Annotated in this window: 25 protein-coding genes; 8 read left to right on the top strand and 17 right to left on the bottom strand. The window is 63.1% G+C overall.

All coding sequences use genetic code 11. From position 1 onward, the window contains the following. Nucleotides 1–307: helix-turn-helix transcriptional regulator (locus HMPREF1023_RS05000; protein ID WP_035578558.1), on the bottom strand; the 307-nt coding region annotated here is incomplete at its 3' end. A gap of 382 nt (nt 308–689) precedes the next feature. On the opposite strand from HMPREF1023_RS05000, the gene HMPREF1023_RS05005 reads away from it, so the two are divergent. Together HMPREF1023_RS05005 and HMPREF1023_RS05010 are read left to right on the top strand one after the other, a co-directional pair. Then, the gene (locus HMPREF1023_RS05005) at nt 690–1,244 is read left to right on the top strand and encodes a TetR/AcrR family transcriptional regulator (protein ID WP_015761141.1); all 555 of its coding nucleotides are present in this window, start codon (nt 690–692) and stop codon (nt 1,242–1,244) included. 569 nt (nt 1,245–1,813) lie between these two features. Then, nucleotides 1,814–2,560, top strand: coding sequence for a hypothetical protein (locus HMPREF1023_RS05010; RefSeq protein ID WP_009305094.1), 747 nt, complete (start codon nt 1,814–1,816; stop codon nt 2,558–2,560). A gap of 30 nt (nt 2,561–2,590) precedes the next feature. Here HMPREF1023_RS05010 and HMPREF1023_RS05015 read toward each other — a convergent pair whose 3' ends face one another. The 5 genes from HMPREF1023_RS05015 to HMPREF1023_RS05035 all read right to left on the bottom strand — a co-directional run bounded on the left by HMPREF1023_RS05015 (nt 2,591) and on the right by HMPREF1023_RS05035 (nt 9,123). After that, the gene (locus HMPREF1023_RS05015; RefSeq protein WP_009305095.1) at nt 2,591–4,468 is read right to left on the bottom strand and encodes a hypothetical protein; all 1,878 of its coding nucleotides are present in this window, start codon (nt 4,466–4,468) and stop codon (nt 2,591–2,593) included. Beyond that, nucleotides 4,465–6,639 carry an RND family transporter gene (locus tag HMPREF1023_RS05020; RefSeq protein WP_009305096.1) on the bottom strand — a complete coding sequence of 725 codons (2,175 nt, stop codon included), beginning with the start codon at nt 6,637–6,639 and terminating at the stop codon, nt 4,465–4,467. Before HMPREF1023_RS05020 ends, HMPREF1023_RS05015 begins: the two co-directional genes overlap by 4 nt. Nucleotides 6,640–6,823: 184 nt before the next feature. After that, nucleotides 6,824–7,366, bottom strand: coding sequence for an NYN domain-containing protein (locus HMPREF1023_RS05025; protein ID WP_009305097.1), 543 nt, complete (start codon nt 7,364–7,366; stop codon nt 6,824–6,826). 36 nt (nt 7,367–7,402) lie between these two features. Further along, nucleotides 7,403–8,149, bottom strand: a complete 747-nt coding sequence (gene rlmB / locus HMPREF1023_RS05030; RefSeq protein WP_009305098.1) for a 23S rRNA (guanosine(2251)-2'-O)-methyltransferase RlmB — start codon at nt 8,147–8,149, stop codon at nt 7,403–7,405. A 179-nt stretch (nt 8,150–8,328) separates the two neighbouring features. Continuing rightward, complete coding sequence (locus HMPREF1023_RS05035; RefSeq protein ID WP_009305099.1) at nt 8,329–9,123, bottom strand: trimeric intracellular cation channel family protein; 795 nt, start codon at nt 9,121–9,123, stop codon at nt 8,329–8,331. A gap of 175 nt (nt 9,124–9,298) precedes the next feature. Here HMPREF1023_RS05035 and HMPREF1023_RS05040 point away from each other — a divergent pair, with 175 nt between their 5' ends. Continuing rightward, the gene (locus HMPREF1023_RS05040) at nt 9,299–10,084 is read left to right on the top strand and encodes a hypothetical protein (protein ID WP_009305100.1); all 786 of its coding nucleotides are present in this window, start codon (nt 9,299–9,301) and stop codon (nt 10,082–10,084) included. 39 nt (nt 10,085–10,123) lie between these two features. On the opposite strand, the gene HMPREF1023_RS05045 is transcribed toward HMPREF1023_RS05040, so the two are convergent. The 9 genes from HMPREF1023_RS05045 to HMPREF1023_RS05085 form a co-directional block, all read right to left on the bottom strand. Then, nucleotides 10,124–10,654, bottom strand: a complete 531-nt coding sequence (locus tag HMPREF1023_RS05045) for a methylated-DNA--[protein]-cysteine S-methyltransferase (protein ID WP_009305101.1) — start codon at nt 10,652–10,654, stop codon at nt 10,124–10,126. A 9-nt stretch (nt 10,655–10,663) separates the two neighbouring features. Next, on the bottom strand, nt 10,664–11,305 hold the full coding sequence (locus HMPREF1023_RS05050) for a molecular chaperone (RefSeq protein WP_009305102.1): 642 nt from the start codon (nt 11,303–11,305) through the stop codon (nt 10,664–10,666). 140 nt (nt 11,306–11,445) lie between these two features. Continuing rightward, on the bottom strand, nt 11,446–12,666 hold the full coding sequence (nrfD, locus tag HMPREF1023_RS05055; protein ID WP_009305103.1) for an NrfD/PsrC family molybdoenzyme membrane anchor subunit: 1,221 nt from the start codon (nt 12,664–12,666) through the stop codon (nt 11,446–11,448). A gap of 16 nt (nt 12,667–12,682) precedes the next feature. Next, nucleotides 12,683–13,300: a 4Fe-4S dicluster domain-containing protein gene (locus HMPREF1023_RS05060; RefSeq protein ID WP_009305104.1), complete on the bottom strand. Its 618-nt coding sequence runs from the start codon at nt 13,298–13,300 to the stop codon at nt 12,683–12,685. A gap of 9 nt (nt 13,301–13,309) precedes the next feature. Beyond that, nucleotides 13,310–15,724 carry a molybdopterin-dependent oxidoreductase gene (locus tag HMPREF1023_RS05065; protein WP_009305105.1) on the bottom strand — a complete coding sequence of 805 codons (2,415 nt, stop codon included), beginning with the start codon at nt 15,722–15,724 and terminating at the stop codon, nt 13,310–13,312. A 718-nt stretch (nt 15,725–16,442) separates the two neighbouring features. Then, nucleotides 16,443–17,444 (bottom strand): slipin family protein, encoded by a 1,002-nt coding sequence (locus HMPREF1023_RS05070; protein ID WP_009305106.1) that lies wholly within the window; start codon nt 17,442–17,444, stop codon nt 16,443–16,445. Then, complete coding sequence (locus HMPREF1023_RS05075; RefSeq protein ID WP_009305107.1) at nt 17,444–17,923, bottom strand: GntR family transcriptional regulator; 480 nt, start codon at nt 17,921–17,923, stop codon at nt 17,444–17,446. Before HMPREF1023_RS05075 ends, HMPREF1023_RS05070 begins: the two co-directional genes overlap by 1 nt. 1 nt (nt 17,924) lies before the next feature. Beyond that, complete coding sequence (gene nrfD, locus HMPREF1023_RS05080; RefSeq protein ID WP_009305108.1) at nt 17,925–18,866, bottom strand: NrfD/PsrC family molybdoenzyme membrane anchor subunit; 942 nt, start codon at nt 18,864–18,866, stop codon at nt 17,925–17,927. 178 nt (nt 18,867–19,044) lie between these two features. After that, nucleotides 19,045–19,524, bottom strand: coding sequence for a VanZ family protein (locus tag HMPREF1023_RS05085; RefSeq protein ID WP_009305109.1), 480 nt, complete (start codon nt 19,522–19,524; stop codon nt 19,045–19,047). A 142-nt stretch (nt 19,525–19,666) separates the two neighbouring features. Between HMPREF1023_RS05085 and HMPREF1023_RS15165 the strand changes: the two genes are divergently transcribed. Continuing rightward, the gene (locus HMPREF1023_RS15165) at nt 19,667–20,092 is read left to right on the top strand and encodes a helix-turn-helix domain-containing protein (protein ID WP_015761156.1); all 426 of its coding nucleotides are present in this window, start codon (nt 19,667–19,669) and stop codon (nt 20,090–20,092) included. On the opposite strand, the gene HMPREF1023_RS05095 is transcribed toward HMPREF1023_RS15165, so the two are convergent. Next, on the bottom strand, nt 20,055–20,909 hold the full coding sequence (locus tag HMPREF1023_RS05095) for a ParB/RepB/Spo0J family partition protein (RefSeq protein WP_009305111.1): 855 nt from the start codon (nt 20,907–20,909) through the stop codon (nt 20,055–20,057). The two genes, HMPREF1023_RS15165 and HMPREF1023_RS05095, sit on opposite strands and share 38 nt — an antisense overlap. Before the next feature lie 454 nt (nt 20,910–21,363). Here HMPREF1023_RS05095 and HMPREF1023_RS05100 point away from each other — a divergent pair, with 454 nt between their 5' ends. The 4 genes from HMPREF1023_RS05100 (at nt 21,364) to cps2T (ending at nt 24,168) form a co-directional block, all read left to right on the top strand. Then, a complete protein-coding gene (locus HMPREF1023_RS05100; protein WP_009305112.1) occupies nt 21,364–21,663 on the top strand; it encodes a hypothetical protein in 300 nt (99 codons plus the stop codon). A gap of 102 nt (nt 21,664–21,765) precedes the next feature. Then, nucleotides 21,766–22,047: a hypothetical protein gene (locus HMPREF1023_RS05105; RefSeq protein WP_009305113.1), complete on the top strand. Its 282-nt coding sequence runs from the start codon at nt 21,766–21,768 to the stop codon at nt 22,045–22,047. A gap of 138 nt (nt 22,048–22,185) precedes the next feature. After that, a complete protein-coding gene (locus tag HMPREF1023_RS05110) occupies nt 22,186–22,992 on the top strand; it encodes a sugar transferase (protein WP_226844124.1) in 807 nt (268 codons plus the stop codon). Next, nucleotides 22,993–24,168 (top strand): beta 1-4 rhamnosyltransferase Cps2T, encoded by a 1,176-nt coding sequence (gene cps2T, locus HMPREF1023_RS05115; protein ID WP_009305115.1) that lies wholly within the window; start codon nt 22,993–22,995, stop codon nt 24,166–24,168. Between the two features lie 144 nt (nt 24,169–24,312). On the opposite strand, the gene HMPREF1023_RS05120 is transcribed toward cps2T, so the two are convergent. Then, a partial coding sequence (locus HMPREF1023_RS05120) for an ATP-binding protein (RefSeq protein ID WP_035578406.1) occupies nt 24,313–24,628 on the bottom strand: 316 nt, incomplete at its 5' end.

The raw sequence follows: 24,628 nt of genomic DNA on the forward strand, positions 1-24,628 counted from the left end.
CGCGGACGGCGGCCTCGTTGGCGCGCACGGCGGCCTCCTGCGCCTGCGCCTCGGCGGTGGCGTCCTTGTCCTTTTCCTCGAACGCCACGTCGTCCACCACGTCGTCGTCGATGCGCAGCAGGTCGTCGAGGGACACACCGTACAGCTTCGCGAGCGCGATGAGGTTTCCCGTATCGGGCGACGACTCGGCGCGCTCCCACTTCGACACCGCCTGCCGCGACAGGCCGAGCCGTTCGGCCAGCTCCTCCTGGCTGTATCCTTGCTCGCGTCGCATGGCTGCTAAGCGCTGGGCAATCTCGACGTTCATGAACGATCCCTTCTTCGACGTTGGGGACATGGCGTCCGCTCCTTCTCGATTACCAGCCTACGGTTGCCCGGCACGTTGCACCAGCATGTCTGGTTATCTTTTTACGCAACCGGCGGTTGCATACGCCTGCGAAGTGGGATTTCATGACATCGGTCATGCCGACTTTTATGCGGTCGTCCTTCGATGCGCTTGGCTGCGGCGAAGCGGCGGACGAATCCCCCGATACCGGCGTTCCAAAACGGCTGCGCGTTCGGACCTCGCGCATCGCCGTCTGCGCAACGCGCCGGCCCTCCCCGCGCGCTTCGACAAGCAACGGCTACCGGCCGGCGCCGATGCGTCCCGCATGTCCTATACTGGAACGATCGAGCCGAAGGAGGCGTCCATGGAAACCGGAAAGACCGATCGACGCGTGCAGTACACGAAGCGCGCCCTCACGAGCGCCCTCATCGACCTCATGCGCGAGAACCACATCTCGAAAATATCCGTGAAGGCGCTGTGCGCCGCCGCCGACGTGAACCGCAGTACGTTCTACGCCCATTTCCGCAACCAATACGACCTGCTGGCGTACATCGAAGCCGAGGCGCTCGAAGATCTCAAGGCGCGCCTCCTGGCCGACGGCGAGCCGCGCACGCGCAACGTGGAGAAGATCCTGGAATACGCCAAGGAGAACGCCGACGTGTTCCTCATGCTGCTGGACGAAAGCGAGGGCGGCTTCCAGCGGCAGATCATGGAGCTGGCGCATCTGGTGGACCTGCAAATGTCCGACCAGGATGCGGCGGTGGACGCCGACGATCTGGAGTACATGTACCTGTTCGCCGTATCGGGCGCTCTGGGCATGCTGTCGCACTGGCTGAAGAAGGGCACGCCGCAATCCCCCGCCGAGATGTCCGAGCTGCTGATGAGCATGATCCAGCACGGCGTGGAGGAGCGCGCCTGAAGCGAGCGAGCATCGGGCAACGGCGCCGCGCGCCCGCTGCGAAGTTGCGAGTCGTTTCGCCGACGCGCCCGCCTCGTTTCCGAGTTTCGCCCGAAGCACCCTCGCCAACCGGAGCGTCATCGTTCGCGAGACCGGATTGCACACGGATTTTCGGCCGCGGTTTCGCATTCTGGCAGAGAATCACGGTTTAGGCGCAAAATCAATGTCTCCCCTCCAACCAAAAGCCCAGATATCCAAAGAAGCACCAGGTCAGGTTTTTCGGCAGCCAACACAGACGCAGGAATCGCGATGCAGTTGCGCCCAAACCGTGATTCTCTGCCAGATTATGTTACGATGACCTGATGGATATACTTATCGGATACGAATCGGCGCTCGACCACTGGAGAACGGTGGGGCCGAATTACTTGCGCGGCTACGATGCGCGGCAAGCGGCAACAAGACGTGCGCGACGTGCGCTCGCTTCAAGCGAGCGACCGACCCTTTCCGAGGGAAATCGGCGTCCTGCCGGATGCACCCTGCCCCTGTGCACGCTGGTGGGCAGCGTCGACGTCCGGACGAGAACGCCTGCCGTGCTCAGCAGCTTTTGCTCCGTCCTCCCCGAGAGGTCGTTCGTCGACGCGGGCGAGGGCTTTTTGATGAGCACGCCGGAGTTCTGCTTCTTGCAGATGGCGAACCGGCTGTCGCTCGCACGGCTCATAATGCTGGGATACGAGTTGTGCGGAACGTACGTCCTGGTAGACAAGGGGCCGGCACCGCGTCGCGACGCGCCGCTGACGACGGTCGCCAAGCTGCGGACGTTCGTCGAAGGCGCCTCGAACGCTCGCGGGAGGAAGAAGGCGCTGCGGGCTTTGCACTACGTGTTGGACCGATCGGCCTCGCCGATGGAGTCTGCGCTGGCCATGCTGCTGTGCCTGCCGTACGGCCTGGGCGGGTACGGATTACCCGAACCGCGACTTAACTACCGCGTCGACGTGCCGCCCAGCTTCCGCGCCATGGCCGACCGGAAGCACTGCGTATGCGACCTGTGCTGGCCCGAATCGAAGCTGGCCGCGGAGTACGACAGCGAGCTGCACCATGTCGACCCCGAACGGCGGGAAAGCGATGCGCGACGGCGCAGCACCCTTATCACGCTCGGCTTCACCGTGGTCACCGTGTCGAAGGGGCAGGTCATGGACAGCGGGGCGTTCAACCGGCTGGCGCATCAGCTGGCGAAGCGCCTGGGAAAACGCCTGCGCTACGTCGACCCGGGCTACACGCGCGCGCACCTCGAGCTGCGCGCCGAGTTGTTCGAGGCGATCGGGATACGCGAGAGGTGACGAACGGGGGCGCCGACACCCCCGTTCGCGCTACCCCTGGAACAGGGCGAGGAAGCGGTCCCAGATGGTTTGCTCTTGCTCGGGCTCTTCCGGCTCGGGCGCTTCAGGCTGCTCGATGGCGGCCGTGGTCATGACGAACTGCACGGCTTCCACGTTGGCGTTCTGCGGCGACACGAACGACACCGGGTCGAACTTCGGGAAGTCGAACTCGGCAGTCATGTCGGCGATCTGCCGCTTCATGGTTTCGGGCAGCGTGATGGTGGACGCGTTGAGCTGGTTCATGCCGCTGCTGAGCTCGCCCGCCCCGCCGGCCAGCTGGCCCGCGCCGCCGGCAAGCTGGTTCGCGCCGGACTCGAGCTGACCGTAGTTCTCGGCAAGCGCCGACAGGCCCGACGCGTACTGTGCGAGACCTTCGTGGAACCGACCGTACTCGCCAGACAGCTGCGCGATGCCGTCGACGAGCTGGGAGAGCTGGTCGAGCTGGCCGCCGCCCACGGCCGTTTCGAGCGCGGACGCCATGGAGCGGAGAGCGGCTTCTTGCTGGGCGAGGGCACCGCCGCTTTGCGCATCGGCCGCCAACGCGCCCAACAGCTGGTCGGCGCCGGAGAAGGCGTCCTTCGTCGCGGCGTACGTGCCCTTGACGGTTTGGGCAGCCTGGTAGTTCGCGAGGAGCTGATTCACCGTGACGAGGTCGTCGGGGTTCTGCGACGTGCTTGCAAGGGCCATCAAGCTTCCGATCTGCTCTTCTGTCAACGTGCCGGCGGGAATGCCTTCGATGGCGCCCTCGAGCGCCGGGAGCGCCTGCGCGTAGCCCTGCTGGACGCGAACGACCTGTTGACGCAGCTCCGCAAGCCCGTCCGCGAGCGCGTTCAGCCCGCCCGGCAGCTGCCTCAGCTGGTCGAGCTGCGACAAATCAGCACCCTGCAAACCGCTCGCGACAGCCGACAGCGCAGCGTTGATCTGGCTCGACGCGCTCACCAACTGGCCGGACGAGCCGTTGAGCCTGTTCAACCCCTGACCGAACGCCGCAGCGCCCGACGACAGATCCTGTGCGCCGCCGGTCAGCTCGTCTACGCCCGAGGCGAGCGACGACGTGCCCTCCGCCAGCGCGCCGACCGCGTCCGATAGGTTCGTCATGCCGCTGACCATGCTTGAGGTGTCGGGCATCTCGACGACCGACGAGTACGGCAGCGCGGCGATCTGCGCGCCCGGCATCTTGAAGTTCCGCACCTTGGCCGTGAGCGTGAAATCGGCATCCTGACCGGGCAGGACGGTGAAGGCAGCTGTAGCGTCTTCGCCGGATTGCGCGATGGTGGCTCCCTCGCCCTCCACGTCGGAGGCGACGTCGCCCGGCAGCGTGAACGTGATCTGCAGCATGAAGCTATCGTAGAACGCGGGGTCGACGGCCTCGTTGCGCGCGGTGGTCACGTGGACGGCCAAGTTGCCCGAAGCGCCGGCCAGCTGGTCGGCCTCCATCTTCTTGCCGTCCAGTTCGTAGGACAGCGACACGTTCCACGGCAATGCGGCGTTTGCAGCGTCTCCCTGGTAGTACAGCGTGCCCGTTTCGGCTTCGAACGTGGTGGCGTCGCCGAGGCGCGTCAGCTCGGTCTCGTTCGTGAGGTTCTGCACGGTCGTGTAGTCGCCGTGGTCGACGACGGTGCCCGGCGCCTCCACATCGAAGCGGTTGACCACGTACACCGCTTTCGGCGCGCCGCTCGCCGCCAAAGTCGCGTACACCACTTCGGACTTCTCGTACGTCGCCGCGGACGAGGCGGAAGCGGCAGATGCAGAGGAAGAGCTCGCCGCATCGCCCTCGGCCAGCGCGAGCGCGCTCGGCACGCAGGCGACGGACAGCGTCACGGTGAGCAGCGCGACGACGCAGGTGCGCAGACAAGGATGCTTTTTCATGATTCGTCTCCTTTGGACGCGGGGAGCGGAGCGGGTTCGGCGCCCTCGGGCACCGCGGACGATGCGACGTCGGAAGCCCCGGCCGTTGCGGGCACCGCAGGCTCGGCAGCCGCGACAGGCGCGAAGTTCGCATGCCAGGTGGTGCGCCGGATAACGCGATCAAGCAGCACGAGCAGCGCCGGCAGGAAGCACGTGACCAGCGTCAGCGACAGCAGCGCTCCACGGGCGAGCAGGAAGCCCAAGCTGGACACCGCCGACATGCTGGACGAGAAACCCAGCGCGAAACCAGCGGTGGCCAGGATGCCAGCCGACACGAGCAGCGACGGGAACGTTTCGCCCAGCGCAAGGTGCGCGGCCTTGCGCGCCGGGACGCGTCGACGGTGACGCAGGTAATGCGTGGTCAGCAGAATGCCGTAGTCGATGGTGGCGCCCAGCTGCACCGTGTTGATGACGAGGTAGCCGATGAAGTTCACCGACTCGCCCATGAAGTACGGGATAGACAGGTTGATCCAGATGCCCGACTCGATGGTGAGCAGCAGCACGAGCGGCAGCGTGAGCGAGCGGAACGTCACCAGCAACACGATGAGGATGGCGATGATGGCTACGGCGCTGACCACCACGTTGTCCACCGCCACGATGTTCTTCATGTCGTAGAGATTCGCGGACTGGCCGGCGGTGTAGTACGTGTCGTAGTGGCGCGCAGCCGCCTGCTGTACGGCTTCCACCGTGGAGAACGCCTCGTCGCTTTCCACATCGGTGCTGGTGTAGGCGATGATGCGCGCGTAGTTCGGCGAATAGAACTGGTCGATCACGTTTTGGTCGAGGAAGCCCTGCGGAATGGCGGCGCCCACGGTGGACGCGTACGAGATGACGCCCGTTACATGATCGACCTCGGCCAGGTCGCGCGAAAGCGCAGCCTCGGCGGCCACGTCACCGCGCGGCACCAGCACCACCACGGCGTTCTGTTGGCCGAACTCGTCTTGGATCATAAGCGTGTCGGCGCCGGCACGCAGGTTCGGGTCGGGCTCGCTGTTCTGATAGGTGAACACGGTGTGGCTCTGACCCAAAAACGCGGGAACAACGAGCGCCAGCACGAGGACGAGAGTCGGGACGCGCACCTTCGACAGTACCTTGCCCACGTTCTTGAACGAGGGCATGAGCGGCCGATGCCGCGTCTTGTCGATGAGCTTGTACAGCGAAAGCGTGACCGCCGGCAGGAACACCATGACGGTGAAGAAGCTGAACACGATACCCTTCACCAGGTTGATGCCAAGATCGGCGCCGATTTGGAACTGCATGAACGCAAGAGCGGCGAAACCGAACAGCGTGGTGACGGCGCTGGCGGCGATGGTGGACAGCGACCTGCGCATAGCCAAGGCCATGGCACGCTCCACGTTCGGCGTGCGCTGGCGCTCGGCCGCGAACGCGTGCAGCAGGAAGATGGCGTAGTCCAGCGACACCGCCAATTGCAGGATGGGGCTCACCGAGAACGTGATGAACGAAACCTGCCCCAGCACGATGTTCGTACCCATGTTGATGAGAATGGAAACGCCGATGGCGGCGATGAACAGCAGAGGCTCGATCCACGACGTGGTGGACAGCACGAGCAACAGGATGATGACGGGCACGAGGATGAGCGCCGCGCCGCCGGCCTCCTTCGACGTGCTGGCCGTGGTCTGCGCGGTATCGGCGGCCTCGCCTGACACGGCGTTGCCCGGGCCCGCCTCGTCCACGAGGGCGCGCAGCGCGGGGACGGCCGTGCTTTCGGAGCCTTCGGCCACGGTGACCTGGAACAGCGCAGCGCCATCGCGATAGTACGTCTCGACGGTGGAGGCGTCGGCCATCTCGAGGGGCACGGTGACGTCGACGACGTCGTCGAGCCACATGACGCCCTCGACGCCTTCCACTTCGGCGATCTTATGCTTGAGCGCAAGCGCCTGGGCAATGCCCACGTCGTGGACGAGCACATTGGCGTTGGGGACGGCCTGGGCGAACTCGTCGTTCATGATGGAGACGGCCGTGGTGGATTGCGCTTCGTCGGGCAGGTAGTCCACCATGTCGTAGTTGACTCCCACGAACGGGATCATCGCGGCGCACACGACGGCGACGGTCAAAAACGCCGCCACGACGGCTTTGCGTCGCGCGATGATGCCGTCGATGATGCGATCCATACCCGCCCGCCTGTCCGCTTCGCCTGCGCGTATACGCGCGCTTGGTTACCCTACATCATGCATGATAACCAACACCGTGTAGCGAAACAACCAACAAGGGATGCCAGAACTGCCCGTAACCCGACACACGGTTGACCAAGTGTCGGAGATTCACGAAACCGTCACCTTCGAGTATGCCGTCCGGTTACCGGCCCGCTCCGTCGCGGAGAGCTTTGAGCTTGGCGAGGGTGACGGGGTCGATGCGGGAGGCCACCGTGTTCTTCTGAGCCACCTTCGGGGTTTCGTCGAGGCGCGCCTCCTCGTAGTACATCCCCACCTCGCGCGAGAAGCCGTCGGCGCTCATGCGATCCACGCCGAAGCCGAACGTGGTGTCTTGGATGGTGGCGTCGCTGGTAACCACGAGGGTTTCCACCTGGCGCTCGCGCGCGTCGTGAGCCAGCTTCTCGATGACCTTGTCGGCCGACTGGCCCGCCGGCGAGAACACGATGCGCACGCCGCCGACGGTTTCCGCCTCGCCGTTCGAGAACGCGTTCTTCGCGCCATCGAACACGATGACGGCCTTGTAGTCGCCTCCGGCGTAGTTCACCACGTCGTTGATGAGCATCTCGCGCGCGGCGTTGAACGTGTCGTCGGTGTAGTCCTCGTCGGGCGCGTTGCGGTAGCGGCTGCCGGAACGCAGCACGTTGTACCCATCAACGATCAGGAGTTTCTTACGTTGCTTGGCCATGATCCACCTACGTCAACCTGCGCGTCCGCCGTTGTCCTACTGGTTCTGGCGCAGCCACTCGTACATGCAGGCGGTGGCGGCTTGCGCCACGTTGAGGGACGCCACTTCGCCCTCGATGGGCAGCTTCACCAGGAAGTCGCAGTGCTCCATCACCAGGCGCGAGATACCCTCCTGCTCGTTGCCCATCACGAGCGCGATCTTGCCCTTGAGGTTGGCCTTCCAGATGAGGTCGGAGGCGTGCTCGGTGGCGCCGGCGATCCAGAAGCCCTCCTCCTTGAGGCGGCTCATGGTCTGCACGAGATTCGACACCTGCGCCACGGGCACGTGCGCGATGGCGCCGGCCGAGCTCTTGTACGTGGAAGCCTCCACGTGCGCGCTGCGCTTGTTGGGGATCACGATGCCGCATGCGCCCACCGCTTCGGCGCTGCGCGACACGGCGCCCAGGTTGCCCGCGTCGGTGATGTGGTCGAGGATGATCACGAGCGCGCGGCCGTCGTGCTGCTCGGCCGACTTGCCCGCCGCGTCGATCACGTCGCCGATGCCCACGTACGGAAACGACGCGGCCTTCGCCATGACGCCCTGGTGGCTGCCGCGGTCGGACTTGCCGTCCAGCACCTTGCGCGGCACCATCTCCACGGTGGCGCCGGCGCGCTTCGCCTTGCGCAGGATGTCCTCGATGAGGCCATCGCGCTGCACGTTGTCGGCCATGAGAATGCTCTTAATGGGCACGCCCGTGCGCAGCGCCTCGATGACGGGGCGCTTGCCCTCGATGAAATCAGCCATGTTCCACGATCCTTCGTATCTTCTCCCGCGTCGATCCTGGCATGGCATCGCACGGCACATTGTTGATTCGGACAGTATGGCAGATAGGAACGCGCCCGGGGAAGCCCCCGCGCGCATCTTCAGCGTATCGCCACGTGAAGGAGGGAGCGCGAGCGCCACACGGCTTCGAACACGTTGCCTCAGTCGCGTTTCTCGTGGTTGCGGCGCCAGCGGCCGCGGCGGCGACGCTCCTTCTGCGCCACGGTGGCATCGCCGCCGTGCAGGAACACACCGGACACGACGCGCCGCACCTTGCCCACGCCGCGCGCCACATGGGGGGTGAGGTCGGCCTCGTTGCTGGTCTTCCAGTCGAAGTACACGCTCCAATAGCGCAGGAACACGACGACGAACACGCAGGCCACACCCGCAAGCGGCAACGGGCTTCCCGCATAGGCCAGGGCCACGAACGCGAACGATCCGCCGAGGCCTGCCACCGCGTAGAAGTTCGACTGCTGGAAAATGCCGGGCGTCTCCCCCACGCAGATGTCGCGCACCGCGCCGCCGCCCACCGCCGTGATGGCGCCGAGGATGACCGACAACACGAAACCCTGCTCGAGCGAGAACGCCTTGCTGGCGCCGGCCAGCGCGAACAATCCCACCGACAGCGCGTCGGCGAAGAACACCGTGGCATCGAGATGGCGGAACAGCCCGCGGAAGTAGAACACGAACGCGCAGATGGCGATGCAGATGAGGATGAGATCGGGGTGCGAGGTGAAGTACACCCCGTGGGTCTGCAGCAGCATGTCGCGGATGATGCCGCCACCGTACCCGGTGACCAAGCCCAGCACCACCGTGCCGATGATGTCGAGCTTGCGGTCGCACGCGAACAGAGCGCCCGTCAACACGCCAACGACGACGGAGAAATAATCGATGCTCCACGGCACCGTGAGCACCTGCGAATCGGAGAACGCTTGCTGCAGAAATGTGGTGTCCATACGCCCCTTTCGGAATCTGCGCTTATGAAACCACACCTGCAGGTTTTGCGCTAGGGCGAATGTTCGACGCATGTCGCAACAGGATGCTCACACATGTTGACCGAACTGGTATGATACTACCCAAACGCTATCGGGTCGCGTTCGCGCGCCCGCGCACCGTATGGAGGGATCCACTTTGAACAAGAAGATCATTGCGACCGCCGCCTGCGCGGTTCTTGCGCTCGCGCTGACCGGATGCGGCTCGAAGGCCGAAGAACCGAACCTGCCGAACCCGAACGCCAGCGCGTCGAACAGCGGCTACACCGTTACCGACGCGTCCAAACTCAAGTCGCTTTCGGTTGGCGAATCGGCCGTGTGGCGCGACTACGAAGTGGCCGTGAAGTCGATCGATCGCGCAAACGACCAGCTCAATGTTCAGATCGAGGTCAAGGCGCATTCGAGCGCGCAAGAGCTTTCCACCGAATGCCTTCTTTCGTTCGGCATGCCTCCCGTCAGCTCGACGTTCGCAAACAACACCATCTCGGTGCCCGCGGGAGAGACGGCCTCCGGCACGCTCACGTTCGACGACCGCTACTCCTCGCAGCGTTTGTTCTGGAACGACGGCGCCACCGAAGCTACCTGGCTGCTCGATCAAACCCCGGTAACCGCAGAGCCGGAGCCGCAGCCCGAGCCCCCGGCAGAGCCCGCAACGCCCGAGCCCGCCGAGGATCCGCAGGCCAAGGCCGTCGCCGCCGTGGAAGCGGCACTGCCGGGGCTCATCGCCGACAACACGTACTACACGTACCAGAGCTTCGACCCCACCACGGCGAGCGTCACGCCGACGGAGGGCGGCTATCAGTACGCCAACGACGTTTCGATCCTCGACGGCGAAGGCAATGCGACCGTGACGAACGTGCTGCTCGTTTGCGATGCCGACGGCAACGTGACGTCGATGACCATCGACGGAGCGCTGCTTTTCTAAGACGCTTCGCCCGTCATCCTGAGCGCAGGCGGCGGACGGCTACAGCGCCACGCCTTTCTTCGGCATACTGAGGGCATCTACATCGATGCCCTCGATTCCCAACAGGGCGATCTTCTTGTCCAGGCCGCCGGCGTAGCCGGTGAGACTGCCGGTCGACCCCACCACGCGATGGCACGGCAGGATGATGGAGATGGGGTTGCGGCCGACGGCGCTGCCCACGGCGCGCGCCGACGTACGAGCTCCCGTCTGCTCTTCGATGCGACGCGCGATCCAGCCGTACGTGGTCAGCTGGCCGTACGGGATCTCGGCGAGCAGCGCCCACACACGCTGCTGGAACGCGGTGCCGCGCGGGTTCACGGGCGGAAGCGCGCCGGGGTCGTCGCCTGCGAAGTAGCGTTCGAGCCATGCGCGCGCCTCGACGAGTACCGGCAGCTCGGGACGATCCTCGGCAGCTTCGAGCGTCGCTTCGAAGTGCTTCTGCCCCTCAAGCCACAACCCGACGATCGCCTCACCGTCGCTGGCGACGGTGACCGAACCCACGGGCGAATCGATCGTTGCAAGGTAATCCATGCGAGCCTCCTACACGCGCAGCGCTTCGGCATGCCAGGCGAGCAGAGCTCGAGCCAACCCCGCAAGCGAGACGAAGTAGCCGTCGGGTGCCGCCTCGGCGATGCTCGCGCGGAACGCGTCGACCCAGCTGAGCGGATGCTTCTCGATGAAGTCCGCCACGGATTCGAGCACGGGGGCATCGGCGGCGTCCACGTCTGCGCGGGCGCACAGCGACGAGAGGTACAAGAGCTCGATGCCCAGGTGGTCTTCGTACTGGTTGTTGACGTTCCGCACTTCAAGCCCCGCTTCACGCAGCAACTCGCGCATCTCGAACGTGGCCTGACCGAACCCCACCGTCACGTTTTCGCCGCGGTACATCGTCTCCCATGGAGCAGCCGCGGGCGACGGCGGGCCCACGAACAGCTTCGTGTATTCGACGGCCGCGCGCTGAGGCTCGTCTTCGCCTGCTTCCGCGCGCTGGACGGCTCCTTCGGCATAGCGCGCGCATGCCGCGACGGCCTCCGCCACGGCCTCGTCGTCGAACGAGGGAAACGCTTCCCAAAACGCCGGATCCAACCCCACCGTCGACGTCATCGTCATCGGCTTGAGCAGCGAGTTGCCGATGAACGCATAGGCTTCGGACAGGGTCTTCCAGGGAATCTCCTTGGCCATGGCGAAAAGCTCCTTTCAGCGCAGGACGCGCAACGTGAACCAAGATGATGCATAGCATACCGCACCCGAGCCGGGATCCCTGCGCCGCGGGAGGGAAAGCGCCGCCAAGGATCACCGGACGGGAGACGCGGTTGGGACGGCTAAGCCGCCTCGCCCGCCGGGCGCTCGACGGCAGCGGCCTCGGCATCGCGCGGCGCCGCGCGTCCCGGCAGCAGCTTCTGCGCGAGAACGAGGAACGCAAGTGCGCCGAGGGACACCACGCCGATGACCACGACGATCTCCACCCAGGTGGGAGCGTACGTCCCCGTGAGCGCCCACATGCTCGAGCCGCCCTGCTGGGCCGCCGCGGTGCCAAGCGAGACGCCCGGCGCGCCCGCCACGTTGAACCCGACGAAGGAGGTGAGCAGCAGCCACACGCGCTTGAAGAACACGCCGGCCACCACGCACACGCTGGCCACGGCCACCAAGCCCATCCGCACGCGGTTCTTCGCGAACACGAGGATGCAGAACGGGATGAGGATGCCCACGACGATCTCGAACCAGAAGAACGGGGCAGTTGCGCCCGTCGCCATGATGGCGAGCGTCTCGGCGCCGGCGGCGCCCGGGTACGCCATAGTCAGCGCCTCGCAGCCCACGAGGAACCCGTCGACGGCGACGCACACGGCCAGCAGGCCGGCCAGGTTCGACAGCAGCTTCTTGTCGGTGGCGAAACGGCCGGACTTGTTGAGACCCATGAGCGAGAGCAGCAGCAGGGCCAGGCCGGAGTCCATGGCTGATACCACGAACAGCGGCGCCATGATTGCCGAGTACCAGCCTTCGCGCGCCATTTCCAGGCCGAAGATCCACGCCGTCACCGAGTGCACGAGGATGGCGACAGGCAGGGCGAAGCGCGACACGACGGCCACCTTGCCCTGCGCGCCCGGCTTTTTCGACTTCATGAAGTACAGGTACACGACGTTTATGACCAGGTACAACGTGATGACGCAGATATCCCAGAACAGAGGAGACATCGGGTTCGGTCCCGTGAGGATGCGCCACACGCGCCCGATGCCGCCAAGGTCGATGAGCACGAACATGCCGGCGCAGCAGATGCACACCGTGGACAGGACGACAGCGGGAAGCGCCACCTTCTTGTACTCGGCCACGTGGAACACGCTGGCCGACGAAGCCACGATGAGGCCGCCGGCCGACAGGCCCACGAAGAACATGAAGCACGTGATGTAGAGGCCCCACGACGTGGAGTTGCTCATGCCGGTGACGCCCAGGCCGTTGACCAGCTGGTAGATCCAGGCGGCGACGCCGGCCACGGTCAGCGCTGCGAGCACGCCCGCGGTCGCTTTGAACGTTGTCGAGGTTTTCATGGTTCGCACCTCCTCCTTAGTTGAAGTAACGGACTTGCGGGCGGGTTCCCTGCTCTTCGAGAAGGACGCCGGCCTTGCGCTCGCGGACGACGCGCGAGATCTCGCTGTCCGGATCGTCGAGGTCGCCGAACGTGCGAGCCTTGGAAAGGCAGCATCGCACGCACATCGGCTCGTCGCCGCGGTCGGTGCGCTCCTTGCAGAGCGTGCACTTCTCCACTACGCCCTTGCCGCGCACGGGCACGTCCTTGTCGCCGTAGTTGAAGTCAGGATCGCGCACCGGCTCGTTCCAGTTGAACACGCGTGCATTGTACGGACAGGCCGCCATGCACATGCGGCATCCGATGCACTTCTCGTAGTCGATCTCGACGCGTCCCTTGTCGTCCTTGTACGTGGCGCCCGTCGGGCACACGCGCAGGCACGCGGGATTCTCGCAATGCTGGCAAGCTATCGGCAGATGCGAACGCGAGATACTAGGATACGTTCCCTGCACGCCCACCTCAAACTCACAGTTTTCGTTGAGCACGCGATTCCATGTCATGCCCATAGGTACGTTGTTCTGCATCTTGCACGCCATGGCGCATGTGTTGCAGCCCGTGCAACGGCTCAAATCGATGGCGATGGCCAACCGAGTCATCTAAATCACCTACGCTTTCTTCACTTCGATAAGCGTGTCATTGAAAGGAGTGACCCTCCCTTTGGCGAGCGCTCTTCCGCGAGGATTTGCGGCATCGTTGGTCACATTCTGCAGGTTTCCAGAAACCATATACTTATCCCAGATGCCTTCGATGATAACCGCCGTTCCCGGACGTACGGCTTCGGTGGCGACGCATGCGCATTGAAACGATCCTCGCTCGTTGAACGCTTCGATCACGTCACCCGACTCCAATCCACGCGCCTCCATGTCGATGGGATTCATTTCCAACGTTGGCTCGCAGTATTGGCGCAACCACGAAGCATCCATGAAGTTCTGATGGATGAAGTATTTCGATCGACGTTGCGTCATAACGAGAGGATACGCATCCCGCAGCGGATTGCCTTCGTATGCCTCATGCGGCGCTTCGTACTGGGGCAAGGCCTGTCCATATTCGACCAGGTCCTCGTAATACAAATCGATCCTCCCCGACGTTGTTTTGTAGGTCTGATTACTGTAACTGCGCGCGATTTCCGGTTGGTTCTTCAAGGCGACCACGCCGTTTCCTGCTACTACCTCGTCGAGCGTTATGCCGGCGACGGCCTTGTCGGTCGCATTGTCCAATTGAAAACGCGCAAGCTCCTCCTGGCTCTTCGGAAGCGCATCCCCGTATCCCAATCGCTTCGCCATCTCTCGATCGATCCAAAAGTCCGTTTTGCTCTCAAACAGAGGATCGAGCACTTTTTGCTGCAAGAGCACATGTCCGCGTAAGGCTCGAAGAAAACCAATCTCCTCGTCAACCTCGAAATGGGAGCACACCGGAAGAACGATATCCGCCCAATCCACCGATGGCGTATGCCATATATCTTGAACTACGACGAAATCAAGCCCCTTCGCCCATTCGTTTGTCCGGTTCTGATTACCCGCAATCTGCTGGAACGCGCCGTTCTGCACCCACATGAATCGGATACCGCTTTCCTCGTCGCGATAGTCGACGCTCGCTTTAGGCGCCGAAGCGACTTTGCACTCGGATGGCAACGGCCAGGAAGCAAGCTTGCCCGCTCCAAAAATCTTCTGGTAAGCGTTTACGTACGCTCCCGCCCCCCAACCGGGGATGTCAGTTCCGAACGAACCGACGAGCGTAGCCAGCAATACCGCCGCATGACCAGCGACATCCGCGTTGTAAAACTTCTCTCCACCGCCAAAGCCGAACGAGAGAATCGAAGGACCGCAGTTTGCATACTTATCGGTGATTTCAACAAGCACGTCTTCGTCAATGCCCGTCATTTCAGCAGCCCAGGAAAGCGAGTATTGCTTTTGGGTTTCTTTCAACAGTTTGAACACCGTTGCATACGCTTCACCGTCAATGGTGGTTTCAAAATCAAGGGCAGGGCTTATCCCGTCGGCATCGTAGGGACTCAAACCCGAAGCGTTCTCATCCCACACCAAAAAAGGATTCTCGGATCCCGCTTGCTTAATATCGTCGACAGGGTCTTTTCTCAGAAGGGAACCATCCGAACGCTTCACCATAAAAGGCATGCTTGTATAGGCTTTCAGATACGGAGCGTTGTACCACCCTTTATCAAGGATCAGCGAAATCATCCCTAGGTAAAGCGCCGGATCTGTTCCTGCAATCATGGGGATCCATCGCGAACTCTTCTCCGCAGTCGTGCAAAAGTTTGGATCGATCGTGATGATCTCCGCCCCGGCTTCTTTCGCCTCAAAGAAATACCGCGCAGTCACCATGCAGGTCTCGAGCATGTTGCATCCGACATTCAGGATGGTCTTGGCATTCTTCCAATCGCTCACCTCATTCGAAGAGGCTCCTTGCTGGCCAGCTTCGGCAAGCGCCGGTGAAAACCCGTTGCCCATGCCTATGTCAATTCCGCGATGCGGTTTTTCTTGGCCTTTGAGCAGCTTGGGGAGAAACGTGGTCAACGAGTCAACGGCCGTCTGAATGGCTATAGCTTGTGCGCCGTATTTCTCTTGGGTTTCTTTCACTTTCTCAGCGATAGCGTCCAAAGCTTCATCCCAGGTGATCTCGACGAATTCTCCCGATCCGCGCTCGCCAACGCGCTTGAGAGGAACCTGAAGTCGCTCTTCGCTGTATGTATGCTGAATCTCAGAGATGCCTTTCAGACAAATTGTCTCATTACGTTTGTCAGGCCAATCATTCGGCTCGATCAAGACCAGACGCCCATCACGAACCGTGCATTTGAGATGGCAGTTACATTGACAGTGACGATAATGGAACGTATATCCGACCCGCTCCCCCGCCTCGGCGTGGGCTTGGGCTGGTGCGAGCCAAGTGTCGGTTGCGATCATGTTGGCCGCGCCTGCGAGGCCGAGCGCCCCCGCAGCAGCGCCGGTCGCCTTTAGAAAGCTCCTGCGCGTGAGCCCGCTGTTCGGGCTGCTTGTTCCTGACATGTCTCCTCCTCAAAGATGTCGTCAGGATATCCCCGTTCCGTCGACTGTGGTCTTCATACCTCCAGCCGGCAAAACCTCATACGAGGATACCCCCGTTCCTCGTGAGAATTGGCCAAATTCCACTGCGCCCACTATACGAAATTATCCTATGACAATCAATGATTGTCATAGGATAATTTTTGCTTGTCATTATACTATTTTGTGAATACTTTTTCGTGATTCCGCAGGTCATCTTCTTACTTTGTCGGCTTGAAACCGAAAGGGCGGCGAAGAATGCGCCACGCATGCCGGGGAATCGTCGAGACAGAAGCCCCGAATACCCGTCCGATGGACATCGCCCGGAAAACCCCTCGCCCAAGCGCCGCCTCAGACATCGGCCACCCTTTCGTGCAGCGGACGGAAGCCAAAACGGCAAAAAAGCATCAAATTCGGAAGAAGTCGCGTAGGCCGAGCAAGCACAGCGCGCACGACATCGCATAAGAGCGCTCTGCAAACAGGCAATATGCTGTATGAGCATGCCCGCCCCACCAGCCGCCCGCTGCGAAACTTCCGAATTCGATGACCTTTTGCCACCAACGGCGCATCGAGCGTGCAGCGGGCGGGCGCGGGAAGCGCGATTCGCGGCGCGAGCAAGAGGCGAAACTCGAAGCGCAATCAGGATCGAGGCCCCAAGCGGCCGACCAGAACGACCAAGCTCAACGCTCGTCGCCTTGGGCCATCACAAGCCCGACCCCTTCCCCAGCACATCCTTCGCCGCGTCGCCCAGCACGTCGCCGAAGCCTTCGCTGAAGCTGCTGGGCACCACCACCGTGCCACCCGTTTCGCGCACGCTCTCGTACAAGAGGTGCATCGCACGCAGGCGCAGCGCGGCGTCGTTCTTCGCATAGGTGTCGCCCATGTCGTCCATCATCTCGCAGATGTCCTGCTCGGCTTCCATGAGGATGATGCGGGCCTTCTTGCGCTGCTCGGCCTGGGCCTCCAGCGACATGACGTCCTGCAATTCCTTCGGCAGCAGGATGTCGCGTATCTCCACCGACAGCACGGTTATACCCCACGGCGCCACCTTCTCCTCCAGCACGCGCTTGAGCTCGCGATCCAGCTGCTCGCGGCGGATGGCCACCTCGGCCACGCTCGCGCGCCCGATGGCATCGCGCAGCGCCGTCTGGGCCGCCAGCTCCACGGCACGCGTGAAGTCGCCCACCTCGATGCACGCCGCTTTCGCATCCCACACGTGCCAGAACAGCACGGCGTTCACGTCGAGCGGCACGAGGTCGGCGGTGAGGGTTTCCTCGGCGCCGAAGGTGGTGGCGCGCACGCGGGTGTCCACGCGCATGGTGTTCTGCTCGATGACGGGGAACGTCCAGAACAGACCCGGGCCCGACACGCGGTTGAACGTGCCGAAGCGCAGTACGACCACCTTCTCCCATTGCTGCGCGATGTGCACGGCCGCCGTGGCCAGAAGCGCGCAGACGAGCGCCGTCGAGATGGCTGCGACGCCGATGCCGGCGATTGCCCACCAGGCGCCCAGCGCAAGGCCGAACGCCAGCAGGAACACCACCGCCGAGAACAGCAGCACGCCCGTGCTCGACGCGCGCTCGCCTACGATCTCCGTGCTCGCCTCGGGGACAACGTGCAGTCCGCGGCGCGACGATGCGGCAGACGGCACGCCGCCCTGCCCGCCTGGCATATCCCCTTCGTTTCGCCTGGTCTTCACCCGCATCACGCTCCCGTCCGCGCCTTGCGCGCCGTCGTTCCCACGTCGACCGGCACGATCCGCCCCGTCCCCTCGACCCGCTCGAGCGGGGGTTCGAGGCCCTCGTCCTTCTTGATCTGCTTGATCTTCTTGATCATGCACTTCTGCACGTCGTCCAACGACAATCCGAGGTCGCGGCAGGCCGCCACGCAGTCGCTCATGATGCCGTCGACGTCTTTCGTGTACTCCTCGTCCATCTCGGCGTCGAGGTCGCGTACGAACACGCCGCGCCCGCGCGTCGATTCCAGGTAGCCGTCGGAAACGAGGCTGAGGTACGCCTTGTTCACCGTGTTGTAGTTGATGGAAATCTCCGAGGCCAGGCCGCGCACGGTGGGCAGCTGGTCGCCCGGCTTGAAGTACCCCGAGTTGATCAGGTAGATGAGCCGCTGACGCAGCTGCACCCACAACGGCACATCGGTGGTCGAATCCACTTCGAACGGAAACATGTCACATCACTCCCATCGAGCTGAGCACCGGGTGGGCACCAGCTGCAACAACGCAGAACCGCATGACAAACCCGCCGACCAGCACGCATGCGGAGGCGAACAGAACGACGCCCGGCAATGGGCGGCGCCGCAGCGCGAGCACGATGTCCAGCGCGAACGGCACCGCCAGGCCGAGTACGACGAAGCAGCCCCAGAACAACTGCGCGTTCCGGCCCGCCACCAGCTCCCGCACCGATTGCGCCGCGGCGAGCTCGGTGCCGTTCGACAGCGGCGCGCCTGCCTGCGAAGCCGCGTATACGAACACCGCGACGATGGCCGCCTCGACCACGATGACCGCGGCATCGACGGCCGCCAAGCGCCCGAGCACGGCGCCGAACGCCGATGCCGCGCCCGTGATCTGAGCAAGCGCAAGCGCGCACGCGATGCCGCACGACAGCGACGACGCCGCGAACAGCGCCGGCAGCCACGGCGTGGCCCACAAGGGCACCGCGCCGAGGCTCTGCAGCAAAAGGCCGGTGTACACCATGACCACGAGGGACGCAAGCCCGGCGACCACATGAACGACGCGTACGAGGGCGACGTTCCAGACGCCGACGCCGAGCCATGCGAGGCCGAGCGCCGCCGCGAGCGCCAGGCAGGCTGCGAGCGCCCACGAGCCCACGGCCAGGTACGATGCCGTCGGGTGCACGAGCAGCAGAATCATGCGCTCGGCGTTGCCGAGGTCGGCCACCAAACACACGATGCCCAGCGCAAGCAGCACGAACGCGGCCACGAGCCCCGAACCGAGCAGTTTGCGGTACGCGGCGCTCGGATGTAGGTGCACGCCCGGGGGCGTTGACAAGCACGAACGGGGCACGAGCAGGCCGAGCACCGAGAGCACGAGGCAGAGCCCCGCCCCGGTGCCGCCAAGGAACAGGTAGCACACCACCAGATCGCTCAGCACGCCCGCCCCTTCCTTCTCGATCCGTTCGCATGCGGCTCATGCGAACCATCGCGCGCCACCGTCGCAGCCGCCTCGCCGAGCGGCTTTCGCTCCACGCGCTGCCATCTCCCCTCGATGCCGGAATAGTCATAGGATAATATTAGCACGCCCCGATGCGCTTCGCCATTGCGGGCGGCTTCTAGCCTTCCCTCCGCCTCGCCAACGCTTTCGCCATTCCGTAAGCGGCGAAGACCACGACGACGGCCGCAAGGTATCCGAAGGCGTCGAACGGGAGATCCTTCCAATCGAAGTGCCGAACCGGAACGAACAGCTTGTGCGTCTGGTCGAAAAGCGACCCCGCCATGCACGCTCCCAACGAGGCGAGCATCATGGTTCCCACGCTCATTCTTTGCGAAAACCAGACAATGACCAGCACAGAGGCGAGCGCGCCGAACGCGAAGAACTCGCCTGTATGCCCTATCCTGCGCACGGGTATCTGTTGGACGAGCTGCGCAAGCAAACCATCCGACCCTGTATGCGCGACAACGGATTTCAAGAACGCGTCGAAGCGGCTCGACAGCGCTACGCTTTCCGTCGGGCCTTGCGCGGTAAGGTAGAAGATTGCCGCGCAGATGCCGACGAAACCCAACGTGACGAGGGCGCGAGCCGCATTTCTCATTCGTGTCGACCGTCGAGCGATAGGGCCTCCTCGCTGCAGGGATTCATCGATCTGCTTTGAAAGCAAGGTTTGATTATACCGAAGACGCACCGACGTCGGCGGAAACGTGCAAGATGCGTCATCTTTCCAAGAAATCGTCCATATGTACTCTGGTGGATACAAGGGTGCGTATTCAACCGGTTACGCTTGCGACATGGGAAAATCCTCCGAAAAGAACACGCCGGCATATCACGACCCCCTTGTGCAGCAATACGCCTTCATCCTCGGCGAGAACCTTCGTCAGTTGCGCAAGGCGCAGGGCTTGACGCAGGAGCGGCTTGGGCTGATGATAGGCACCGGGCATTCTCGGATCAGCAACATCGAACGAGGCCGCGTGGTTCCGAGCGTTCCCGACATGATCAAGCTTTGCCGGGCGCTCGAGGCCGACCCCGTCGAACTCGTCGACACCGCCGCGTTCAAGCTCTCCGATTTCCCCGAACGCCAGCAGGGCCATGCGCGGCTTTACGCCCCTCCCCCGCGCCCCGCCGAAGCTACAGCTGGTCCACCAGGCTCTTCAGTTTGCGAATGAGTCCCTGCGAGAGCGGCACGCCCTCGCGATCCATTCGACGAGCTTCCTCGACGCTGCGGATAGCCGCCTGCAACGCGCGGGACGCATCGGCCGTCGTCTTGGGCCGCGACGCTTTGAGGTGGGCTTTCAGCTGGCCGAAGGTCATCTCCTGGCGCTGGTACTCGACGAACAGATCCAGCTGTTTCTGGTTCGGAAGCTGCGAGATGGCGCGCAACGTGAGCGGGTCGACGACCCCGGCTTGCGCCTCCACCTGCCAGTTCTCGTTCAGGTCGCCGGTGAGGAGCTCCGCCTGCTCGCGCGTTTCGCGCAGACGCTTCTCGGCCGCGATAGCGCGCTTGACCGTGGCGGGCGACACCGACTGCCCCGTTTCCTCGGTCACGATGCGTGCGATGATGTCGTTCGTGCGCACGCCCTTGAGCGACGGGTCTGCCTCGCGCAAAGCCGGCACCTCCCTGCCGATGGCCGCGTAGCGCGCGCCGCGCTCTTCCTGCGAAAGCCGGCGCGTCACGAGGTTGGTAACATTGAGCAGCACACGGGCGCGGGCGTCGTCCAGGTTGTCGACGAGCGTGACCGGGATGGTTCGGAAGGCCGCGTCCTCGCGGGCAAGGCGCCTGTACGCCTCGAGTCGGCGGTGCCCGGCGATCATCTGATAGGCGCCGTCCGGCAGCTTGCGCACGAGCGGCAGCTGCCCGAGACCCTCGGAGCGGATGGACGCGACGAGCTCCTGCATCTCGCTTTCATCCATGGTGAAGTCGTTCTCCGGGTGCGACTGGATGCTGTCGACGGGAAGGGCGAGCGTTTGGTAGGGAGTGGTCATCGGGATTATCTCCTTTGCATATTATTTCATATTTATGCAATTTTTTGTATAAATCAACGCTACTATTGAATAGAATAAAATCTTAAATTGAATATACTTCATTATAGACTGTCTAGCTTTTCGGCAATAGCCTCCGTTTCTCCAAACCCCTTACGCAGATCCGCCATGCCGTCTTCCCGTGGATCGCGAGTTTCGAAATCGCAGCTTCCAGCATAAGCGGTTTACCCCTCGATGGCAAACCCGATCGTTTTTTCTGCCGACGTTTCAAACGCTTTTCGCAATCAAAATATCGCCGCTTGCCGATCGACCTTCCCGTTCGTTTTGTCAAACGCGTCGTTCGTGACGACGCCCCGGATATTAATGGAAAACGATAAAAAACTTTCTATAATGCGAACTAGGCAACTCATAATTAAGTTGCCGGGCGGCACGCACCGATCGTCTCAAAGGAGGCACCATGTCGGATTTCAAAGAAATAGCGGTTCGCAACAGGCAAAACGGCGTTAGCGGCGAGCAGACGGGCAGGGATCTTTTCGCTCTCTCGCCCAACGGTCCGCTCGAAGATGTGGTGGAGGCTCTGGCCTTCGCCGGATTCCCTCCGCGCGACACCATCATGGGCGCTACCCAGTATTCTACGTCCCTGTATCCGGGCGAAAGCGAGTACACGCATCGCCAGGTGATCATCGACAAGATGAAGGCCGTAGGCTATCCGGCCAACGAAGTCGATGATGCCGTTGCCGACATTTGGCGCGGGTAGGCGCTTTCTTTCGAGAAAGGTGTCAACGGGGTTCCGCGCGACACGATTGCTGAACAAGTCGAGGCCGAGGGTTTCGAAACGACGGAGCGAAAGGAGAGCACGATGCTCGGAACATGGGAAATCGCGAAAATGAAAAAGTCAAGCCTGCCTGAAAAGGTTGCCAGCGGCTTCAGCGAGGCCACGAAGAACCTCAAGGGCGCGAAATACCGCCCGGTTCTGTACTGCGGCAAGCAGATCGTGGCAGGCACGAACCACATGATCATCTGCAAGCAAACGCTTTCGGACAGAGAGGGCACCGAGCATGTGGTGGCGATGATGCTGCACCAACCTTTGCCGAAGCAGGGAAAGAAATGGGAGATCGTCTCCATCACGCCCATCGTGTAAGGGCTCGAACCCGGTAGGGCCCTTCGGCGCTGCCTGGTTGCAAGGCTAGTAGGCGGGTCGTTCGAAGTGCCCCAGGGCGTTCGAGCGACCCGCCTTTTCGTTGCTGGCGGGGACGCGAAACGAACCCGCGGGGTCACCATGACCCCGCAAGAGCCCTACCTCGCCCCGCGGGCATGCCGTTTCGACGATAAGCGCGGTTATGTAAAGTCGAGTGCGGAGGTCGGGGATGCCGAGCCGATGGCCGCCTCCGACGTGGCGTTCCTGGCGCCCGAGCTGGTGTCGGAGGCCGAGGGCCCCGTGCCCGTCCCCGCGCCGGCGGAGGGGCGGCTGGGGTACCGCTTCGTGAAGAGGGCGTTCGACATCGCGTTCTCGCTGTGCGCGATAGCCGTGCTGCTGGTCCCCTCGATCATCCTGTGCGTCGCCATCCGCCTGGAGTCCCCGGGCTGCCCCATCTACTCCCAGAAGCGCGTCGGGCGCATCGGGAGGAGCGGCGAGGCGCGAACGTTCGACATGTACAAGTTCAGGAGCATGCACAAGGACGCCGACGAGCGCCTGTCCGAGCTCCAGGAACGCAACGAGGCCGACGGCCCCCTGTTCAAGATCAAGGACGACCCGCGCGTCACGAGGATCGGCAAGTTCATCCGCAAGCACTCCATAGACGAGCTGCCGCAGTTCCTGAACTGCCTCGCGGGCCAGCTCTCCTGCGTCGGGCCGCGCCCGCCGCTACCCTCCGAAGTCGCCCAGTACGACGAGCGCGCCATGCGCCGCCTGTCGGTCAAGCCCGGCCTCACCGGCTACTGGCAGGTGCGGGGCCGCAGCGACACCGGGTTCGAGGAGATGGTCGACCTGGACCTCAAGTACATCGAGGAGAGGTCGTTTCTGGTGGATATCAAGGTGGTAGCGAAGACAGTCGCGGCCATGTTCAACGGGAAAGGGGCCTGCTAGATGGGCGACGGGATCCGGCACGTCTACATCGTCGGTTGCAAAGGCATTCCAGCGCGCTACGGCGGTTTCGAGACGTTCGTGGAGAAGCTCACTGAGAACCGGGCGTCGGACCGCATCAGATACCACGTGGCCTGTGCCGTCGACGAGATGCCGGAGGATCCCGAGTACGAGCACAACGGAGCCCACTGCTTCTGCGTCAAGTGGCGCCCCCTGGGCGCTGCGCGCGCGGTCTTCTACGACCTCGACGCGCTCGGATGTGCGATCAGCCACGCCGAGCGCAACGGCTTCGAGCATCCCGTCTTCTACGTGCTCGCCTGCAGGATAGGCCCCTTCGTCGGGCGCTTCGCACGCAAGATCCGCGAGATAGGCGGTTCCCTGCTCGTCAACCCCGACGGCCACGAGTGGATGCGCGCGAAGTGGAGCGCGCCGGTGCGCCGGTACTGGAAGCTCTCCGAGGCGGGCATGGTCAAGCGCGCCGACCTGCTCGTCTGCGACAGCAGAACCATCGAGCGCTATATCCGGGAGGAGTACGCCCGTTTCTCGCCCGAGACGACCTACATAGCCTACGGCGCGGACACAGCCCCCTCCAAGCTCGACGACGACGACCCCGCCTTCGCGGGATGGCTCGAGGAGAACGGCCTGGAGCCGAACGGCTACTACCTCGCCGTGGGCCGCTTCGTCCCCGAGAACAACTACGAGACGATGATACGCGAGTTCATGGCGTCCGGTACGGACAGGGCCTTCGCTCTCGTCACGGGGGTCGACGAGGGGTTCCTCGACGAGCTCGAGAAGCGCACGGGCTTCCGCAGCGACCCCCGCATCAGGTTCGTCGGCACGGTCTACGACCAGGAGCTGCTCAAGAAGATCCGTGAGAACGCCTTCGCCTACCTGCACGGCCACGAGGTCGGCGGCACGAACCCGAGCCTGCTCGAGGCGCTCGCCTCCACCCGGCTTAGCCTGCTGCTCGACGTCGGCTTCAACCGCGAGGTGGCCGAGGGCGCGGCGCTGTACTGGACGAAAGAGGCGGGAAGTCTCATAAGACTGATCATGAGGGTTGAATCGGTTGATGACCAAGAAGCGAATGTCTTTAGAGAATTGTCTAGAGAGATGATTCGTGTTCGTTATTCTTGGAACTTGGTAGTCTCTTCCTACGAGAAGCTGTTTCTGGAGAATTGAATGCTTATTGCGCCGTTTTTGCTACACCGTTCCACGCTCCACTGCTACAGCGTTCCATGGCAGACTGCCACGTAGCAATGCGGGTTGCTCTGATTGCGAGGGGCGCGCAAGCGCCCCTCTTGGCCAATACGGCCGGTTATGCTCTTAGCCGATGCGCTTGCGCATTGACTCGTCGCCTTCAATATGGATGACGTCCGACCGATAGACTATGCGGTCGATGACGGCATCTGCGATTGCTCCTTCCCCGAGCTTTGAATGCCAGCCTGCTGGCGAGAACTGCGAGCAAATCAATAAGGACCCGCTGCGCAAGCGCGCCTCGACTATCTCTAAAAGCTCGCGCGCCGCCTTCCCCTCGAGCTTTTCCAAAAGCCAATCGTCCAGTATCAGCAAGTCGCATTTCGTGTAGCGCTTCTTCGCCTTGAGCCAATCCTCGTTCTTGCTCACGTTCAGCTCGTCGAGC

It is taken from the genome of Eggerthella sp. 1_3_56FAA, assembly GCF_000185625.1.
Lineage (GTDB): Bacteria > Actinomycetota > Coriobacteriia > Coriobacteriales > Eggerthellaceae > Eggerthella > Eggerthella lenta.

What these genes read in the sequence shown, in the direction of transcription:
- HMPREF1023_RS05095 (WP_009305111.1), bottom strand. Translation starts at nt 20,909, where the DNA reads ATGACCACTCCCTACCAAACGCTCGCCCTTCCCGTCGACAGCATCCAG.
- HMPREF1023_RS05015 (WP_009305095.1), bottom strand. Translation starts at nt 4,468, where the DNA reads ATGAAAAAGCATCCTTGTCTGCGCACCTGCGTCGTCGCGCTGCTCACC.
- HMPREF1023_RS05085 (WP_009305109.1), bottom strand. Translation starts at nt 19,524, where the DNA reads ATGAGAAATGCGGCTCGCGCCCTCGTCACGTTGGGTTTCGTCGGCATC.
- HMPREF1023_RS05045 (WP_009305101.1), bottom strand. Translation starts at nt 10,654, where the DNA reads ATGGATTACCTTGCAACGATCGATTCGCCCGTGGGTTCGGTCACCGTC.
- HMPREF1023_RS05025 (WP_009305097.1), bottom strand. Translation starts at nt 7,366, where the DNA reads ATGGCCAAGCAACGTAAGAAACTCCTGATCGTTGATGGGTACAACGTG.
- nrfD (WP_009305103.1), bottom strand. Translation starts at nt 12,666, where the DNA reads ATGAAAACCTCGACAACGTTCAAAGCGACCGCGGGCGTGCTCGCAGCG.
- HMPREF1023_RS15165 (WP_015761156.1), top strand. Translation starts at nt 19,667, where the DNA reads ATGTACTCTGGTGGATACAAGGGTGCGTATTCAACCGGTTACGCTTGC.
- HMPREF1023_RS05065 (WP_009305105.1), bottom strand. Translation starts at nt 15,724, where the DNA reads ATGTCAGGAACAAGCAGCCCGAACAGCGGGCTCACGCGCAGGAGCTTT.
- cps2T (WP_009305115.1), top strand. Translation starts at nt 22,993, where the DNA reads ATGGGCGACGGGATCCGGCACGTCTACATCGTCGGTTGCAAAGGCATT.
- HMPREF1023_RS05070 (WP_009305106.1), bottom strand. Translation starts at nt 17,444, where the DNA reads ATGCGGGTGAAGACCAGGCGAAACGAAGGGGATATGCCAGGCGGGCAG.
- HMPREF1023_RS05035 (WP_009305099.1), bottom strand. Translation starts at nt 9,123, where the DNA reads ATGGACACCACATTTCTGCAGCAAGCGTTCTCCGATTCGCAGGTGCTC.
- HMPREF1023_RS05050 (WP_009305102.1), bottom strand. Translation starts at nt 11,305, where the DNA reads ATGGCCAAGGAGATTCCCTGGAAGACCCTGTCCGAAGCCTATGCGTTC.
- HMPREF1023_RS05005 (WP_015761141.1), top strand. Translation starts at nt 690, where the DNA reads ATGGAAACCGGAAAGACCGATCGACGCGTGCAGTACACGAAGCGCGCC.
- HMPREF1023_RS05075 (WP_009305107.1), bottom strand. Translation starts at nt 17,923, where the DNA reads ATGTTTCCGTTCGAAGTGGATTCGACCACCGATGTGCCGTTGTGGGTG.
- rlmB (WP_009305098.1), bottom strand. Translation starts at nt 8,149, where the DNA reads ATGGCTGATTTCATCGAGGGCAAGCGCCCCGTCATCGAGGCGCTGCGC.
- HMPREF1023_RS05020 (WP_009305096.1), bottom strand. Translation starts at nt 6,639, where the DNA reads ATGGATCGCATCATCGACGGCATCATCGCGCGACGCAAAGCCGTCGTG.
- HMPREF1023_RS05060 (WP_009305104.1), bottom strand. Translation starts at nt 13,300, where the DNA reads ATGACTCGGTTGGCCATCGCCATCGATTTGAGCCGTTGCACGGGCTGC.
- HMPREF1023_RS05105 (WP_009305113.1), top strand. Translation starts at nt 21,766, where the DNA reads ATGCTCGGAACATGGGAAATCGCGAAAATGAAAAAGTCAAGCCTGCCT.
- HMPREF1023_RS05110 (WP_226844124.1), top strand. Translation starts at nt 22,186, where the DNA reads ATGACCCCGCAAGAGCCCTACCTCGCCCCGCGGGCATGCCGTTTCGAC.
- HMPREF1023_RS05100 (WP_009305112.1), top strand. Translation starts at nt 21,364, where the DNA reads ATGTCGGATTTCAAAGAAATAGCGGTTCGCAACAGGCAAAACGGCGTT.